This window comes from Candidatus Aquicultor secundus (genome assembly GCF_002791875.1).
Lineage (GTDB): Bacteria > Actinomycetota > Aquicultoria > Aquicultorales > Aquicultoraceae > Aquicultor_A > Aquicultor_A secundus.
Genome location: NZ_PFNG01000061.1, coordinates 154 through 5,086 on the forward strand (window position 1 = coordinate 154; position 4,933 = coordinate 5,086).

Annotated in this window: 9 protein-coding genes; all 9 read right to left on the reverse strand. The window is 50.0% G+C overall.

Going from position 1 to position 4,933, the window contains the following annotated elements; genetic code table 11:
- Nucleotides 1–332: 30S ribosomal protein S13 (gene rpsM / locus COY37_RS02380; protein ID WP_286975867.1), on the reverse strand; the 332-nt coding region annotated here is incomplete at its 3' end.
- An 85-nt stretch (nt 333–417) separates the two neighbouring features.
- Nucleotides 418–531 carry a 50S ribosomal protein L36 gene (gene rpmJ / locus COY37_RS02385; protein WP_286678504.1) on the reverse strand — a complete coding sequence of 38 codons (114 nt, stop codon included), beginning with the start codon at nt 529–531 and terminating at the stop codon, nt 418–420.
- 121 nt (nt 532–652) lie between these two features.
- Nucleotides 653–874 carry a translation initiation factor IF-1 gene (gene infA, locus COY37_RS02390; RefSeq protein ID WP_286678505.1) on the reverse strand — a complete coding sequence of 74 codons (222 nt, stop codon included), beginning with the start codon at nt 872–874 and terminating at the stop codon, nt 653–655.
- A 118-nt stretch (nt 875–992) separates the two neighbouring features.
- The gene (map, locus tag COY37_RS02395) at nt 993–1,739 is read right to left on the reverse strand and encodes a type I methionyl aminopeptidase (RefSeq protein WP_286678506.1); all 747 of its coding nucleotides are present in this window, start codon (nt 1,737–1,739) and stop codon (nt 993–995) included.
- 27 nt (nt 1,740–1,766) lie between these two features.
- Complete coding sequence (locus COY37_RS02400; RefSeq protein ID WP_286678507.1) at nt 1,767–2,420, reverse strand: adenylate kinase; 654 nt, start codon at nt 2,418–2,420, stop codon at nt 1,767–1,769.
- 26 nt (nt 2,421–2,446) lie between these two features.
- Nucleotides 2,447–3,715 (reverse strand): preprotein translocase subunit SecY, encoded by a 1,269-nt coding sequence (secY, locus tag COY37_RS02405; protein WP_286678508.1) that lies wholly within the window; start codon nt 3,713–3,715, stop codon nt 2,447–2,449.
- Nucleotides 3,712–4,158, reverse strand: coding sequence for a 50S ribosomal protein L15 (rplO, locus tag COY37_RS02410; protein ID WP_286678509.1), 447 nt, complete (start codon nt 4,156–4,158; stop codon nt 3,712–3,714). Before rplO ends, secY begins: the two co-directional genes overlap by 4 nt.
- Nucleotides 4,159–4,185: 27 nt before the next feature.
- On the reverse strand, nt 4,186–4,368 hold the full coding sequence (rpmD, locus tag COY37_RS02415; protein WP_286678510.1) for a 50S ribosomal protein L30: 183 nt from the start codon (nt 4,366–4,368) through the stop codon (nt 4,186–4,188).
- Between the two features lie 20 nt (nt 4,369–4,388).
- Nucleotides 4,389–4,895 carry a 30S ribosomal protein S5 gene (rpsE, locus tag COY37_RS02420; protein ID WP_286678511.1) on the reverse strand — a complete coding sequence of 169 codons (507 nt, stop codon included), beginning with the start codon at nt 4,893–4,895 and terminating at the stop codon, nt 4,389–4,391.
- Nucleotides 4,896–4,933 lie beyond the last annotated feature (38 nt).

Sequence of the window (4,933 nt, forward strand, 5' to 3'; positions counted from 1 at the left end):
TTCCTCGTGCGGGCGTTGGTATGAGTGCGCTGACCGCGTACTGGCAGTCCTCTGCGGTGTCTTAAGCCGCGATAACATCCTATCTCCATGAGACGTTTGATGTTCTGAGACACCTCTCTGCGCAGATCGCCTTCAACCTTAAGGTTTTTGTCGATGTAGTCCCTGAGCTTGATGACTTCTTCCTCGGTAAGGTTGCGAACCCGCGTGTCGGGATTAACTCCTGTGCCACCAAGTATTTCCTGTGACTTCGAAAGACCTATACCGTAGATATAGGTTAAACCGATCTCTACCCTTTTCTCCCTGGGTAGGTCAACTCCGGATATACGTGCCAAATTCTCTTCCTCCTAAACTAACCAAATATATATTCAAGCCTTGCCTTCCAGCGCAAAGCATCATTTACGCCAAGAATCCAGAGTATTAGCCCTGGCGCTGCTTGTGGCGCGGGTTCTCGCAGATAACGAGGACTTTTCCGTGCCTCTTGACGATTTTGCATTTTTCACAAATTCGCTTTACCGATGGTCTAACCTTCATTGTCCCTCCACAACCTCTCGTATTTCCCAAGGAATATACGCTTTTTCTTAATTCTTAATTCGTAATTCGAAATTCTTCTTAATTCGTAATTCTTCTTAATTCGAAATTCGAATTACGAAATTTACTTGAATCTATATACGATGCGGCCCCTGGTCAGATCGTAAGGCGACAGCTCCACGACAACCCGGTCACCCGGCAGAATGCGGATGTAATGCATGCGCATCTTGCCCGAAATATGGGCTAAAACCTTATGCCCGTTGTCCAGCTCAACCCTGAACATGGCGTTTGGCAAAGGCTCTACTACCGTACCTTCAACTTCTATGGCTTCTTCTTTTTTAGGCACCTATATCCTCCACTTGGGTACGCCCACGTTGTCTTAATAATCTAAATGGCTCTGCTTTTTGCTTTTCAGCGCGCTTTTCTGCACAAAACCATATTATAACAAAATTTATGTCGAGCGTCTATAAAACCGTCAATACGTCGGGCCCTTGTTTGGTAACCGCCACCGTGTGCTCGAAATGCGCCGAGAGACTTCTGTCCTCGGTAACGACGGTCCAGTTGTCCGCAAGGATATCGACCTTGAACCCGCCGATGTTGACCATCGGCTCTATCGCAAAGACCATACCGAGCTTGATCTTCGGTCCCCTTCTCGGAAGACCGAAGTTTGGGATTTGCGGGTCTTCATGCATCGCCCGCCCTATGCCGTGTCCGACGAACTCCTTGACCACAGAATAACCGGCCGCCTCAACCGTGGATTGAACCGCATAGGATATGTCATAGAGATAATTATCCTCAACACATTGCTCTATCCCCTTAAGCAGGGACACCTTTGTCACGTCGATCAGGCGCTGGGCTTCCTCAGAGATTTTGCCAACCGGAAACGTCGCCGCGGCATCGCCGTAAAAGCCGTCAAGCTCAGCCCCGACGTCGATGCTGATAATGTCCCCCTCGACAAGTTCTCTCGAACCCGGAATTCCGTGGACGACTACCTCGTTCGGTGAAGCGCAGATAGTGGCCGGATATCCCCTATACCCTTTAAACGCCGGCCTGGCCCCCGATTTGCGGATAAATTTTTCCGCTATCGCATCCAGCTCGGCCGTCGTTATGCCGGGCCGTATCTCGTTTTCAATGAGCTTAAGAGTTTGAGCCACTATGCGCCCGGCATGGCGCATAGCAGCTATTTCACTCTTACTTTTGCGAATAATCATACCCTCGCCTCAAAGGAAAGAGTCATCTTATACTTTCGCCTTAAGGGCGTTGCTGATATCGCCGAATACATCTTCCATGCCTTTGGTCCCGTCGATATCAAACAGAACGCCTTTTTTGGTGTAATACTCGATCAGCGGTGATGTCTGGCTGTGATAGACATCGAGGCGGTTCTTTACGGTCTCGATGGTATCGTCCGCCCTTTGATACAGCTCGCCGCCACAGGTATCGCATACGCCCTCTTTCTGCGGTGGGCTAAACACCATGTGATATGGTTTCTGGCAAGACTTGCAGATACGCCTGCCGGTCAACCTGTCAAGAAGCTCCTCATCGGGAACAATAATATTAACAACCGCATCAAGGTTCTTGCCCAATGAACTAAGCACTTTATCTAGTGCATCAGCCTGGCCAACGGTCCGCGGGAAACCATCCAAAAGGAAGCCCTTCTCCTCGACGTCCTTCTCGGCGATGCGGTCGCGCACGATTCCGATTACAACCTCATCCGGTACAAGCGCGCCTGCCGTCATGTACTCCTGAGCCTTAAGACCCATCTCCGTGCCGTTCTTCACAGCCGCTCTTAACATATCCCCCGTTGAGATATGGATGAGTCCGTACCCCTTTACGATTCTTTCTGCCTGCGTACCTTTCCCCGCACCGGGAGGCCCTAACAAAATTACGTTCATTCCTACTCCTTTCTCTTTGGCAGCTTTTATTTCAAAAATCCCTCATAGTGTCTCATGAGGAGTTGCGACTCGATTTGTCTCATCGTCTCAAGCGCTACACCGACCATAATCAGGAGCGATGTTCCTCCGAAGTTTCCGCCCTGGAAGAACGGTATTCCGATTATGCTACCAAGAATGGCGGGAATCACGGCGATCGACGCGAGGAAGAAAGCACCGGGCAATGTAATCCTGGTCAGAACCCTGTCCAGGTAACCGGCCGTCGGCTTACCCGGGCGAACACCCGGAATAAAACCGCCATATTTTTTCATGTTATCCGATATATCGATCGGGTTAAAGATAATAGCCGTATAAAAGTATGTAAAGAATACGACCAGCAAGCCATAGAGCGTTAGATAAAGAGCGCCGCTGGGATCAAGCAGAGCGTTTATCGTCCTGGAAATTCCGCCCGGGAAGAACTGTAACATCGTCGCAGGGAAGAGCAATACCGATGACGCGAAGATGATCGGAATAACCCCTGCCGAGTTTACCTTGAGCGGAATATATGTGCTCGAGCCCCCATAGACTTTACGGCCAACCACGCGCTTTGCGTATTGGACGGGTATTCTTCTCTGGGCTTTTTCAACAAAGACAATAGAAACAATCATTGCTACCAGAATTAGGATAAGGATGATTAAGACAGGAATACCCTCGGTCCTTCCTGTTGCAAGAACGGCCTCCGGGAATCGCGCTATGATGCTTCCAAAGATCAAGAGCGACATGCCGTTGCCGATGCCTCGCTGGGTGATAAGTTCGCCCAGCCACATGATAAGCGCCGTACCCGCAACCAATGTCAGAACGATGAGCACATCGAGTCCGAACGTGAACTTTACGTTTGCTCCGAGGTTGATAAGCTCTCGCTGGAAGAAGGCCGTCAAACCGATCGACTCGATAAGCCCTAACGCCAAGGTTAAATATCGCGTCCACTGCGTAATTTTACGCTGGCCGGTTTCTCCCTCTTTTGCCCATGCCCCGAGGGTCGGGATAACAATGGTCAAGAGCTGTAAGATAATCGAAGCCGTGATATACGGCATAATTCCTAACGCAAACACGGCAAAGTTAGATAATGCGCCACCGGCAAATAGGTCTACAAAGCCTAGAATCGGTGTTTGTTCAAAAAGAGTTTTAAGTGCTTTTACATCGACACCAGGAACCGGCACGTGGGCACCAAATCGATATACGGCGATCATTGCCAGCGTAAATAGTATGCGACGCTTCAGATCTGGTACTTTAAATGCATTTGCAATTGCTTCTATCATTTAAGACTCTCAACCTTTCCGCCTGCCGCCTCAATTTTCCTCACCGCCGAGCCGCTAAACTCCCGCGCCTTTACGGTCAAGCCTTTTTCAATCTCGCCGCGACCAAGAACCTTGACCGGCAGCATAGCTTTTTTGATCAGACCGGCCTGCTGCATCGCCACCGGGTCAACAACAGCGCCCTGATCGAATATGTTTAACTGGTCGATATTAACCAGCTCGTATACCTTTTTAAATGGGTTCCTGAAGCCGGGCAATTTTGGCAGCCGCCTGTAAATAGGGGTCTGGCCGCCTTCAAAACCCGGGCCTTTACCTCCGCCGGAGCGTGACTTCTGACCCTTTGTTCCGCGCGTAGCGGTTTTGCCGTGCCCGGAACCAGGTCCCCTACCGACCCTCTTCTTTTTCTTCACAGCACCCGGAGCGGGTGACAGCTCGTTTAACCGCATTAATTCCGTCCTCCTTAAAATCCAAGCCTAACCGATTTCTTCTACTTCCACAAGGTGGATGACCTTTTGAATCATACCGCGGATCTCAGGCTTATCCTCTTGCTCAACAACGTCTCGTATTCTTTTAAGGCCGAGCGCTTTTAAGGTCCTTTTTTGCTTCTCAATGCGACCGATACCGCTTCTGACCTGGGTTATCTTAAGTTTAGCCAACGTGTTTTCCTCCCAGCCTGTTACTTGCCCATTATCTGTTCGACAGTTTTACCGCGAAGGCGGGCAACATCTTCCGCTGTCTTAAGTGATTTCAAACCCGCAACAGTCGCCCGCAGCATATTGATCGGGTTCTGGCTGCCCAGGGACTTTGTTAAGATATCCTGTATTCCGGCAAGCTCTAGAACCGCTCGAACAGGACCGCCCGCGATAACGCCGGTACCTTCTGAAGCCGGTTTTAGCATAACGCGTCCTGCGCCGTACTCGCCCATAACCTCATATGTAATGGTCGAACCAACAAGCGGAACGTAAAACAGGTTTTTCTTGGCATCCTGGACGCCTTTTGAAATTGCGACCGGCACCTCGGCGCCTTTACCAAAGCCGATGCCGACATGGCCGTTACGATCGCCGACAACGACCAGCGCGCTCAAGCTAAACCTGCGTCCGCCTTTTACTACTTTTGAAACCCTGTTGATATTTACTACCTTTTCCTCAAGCTCTAGCTCTTCCGGATTTATTCTCTTGCTCACACGTTTCCCCCTTACTCCTCAAATCTATAAAGTACTAA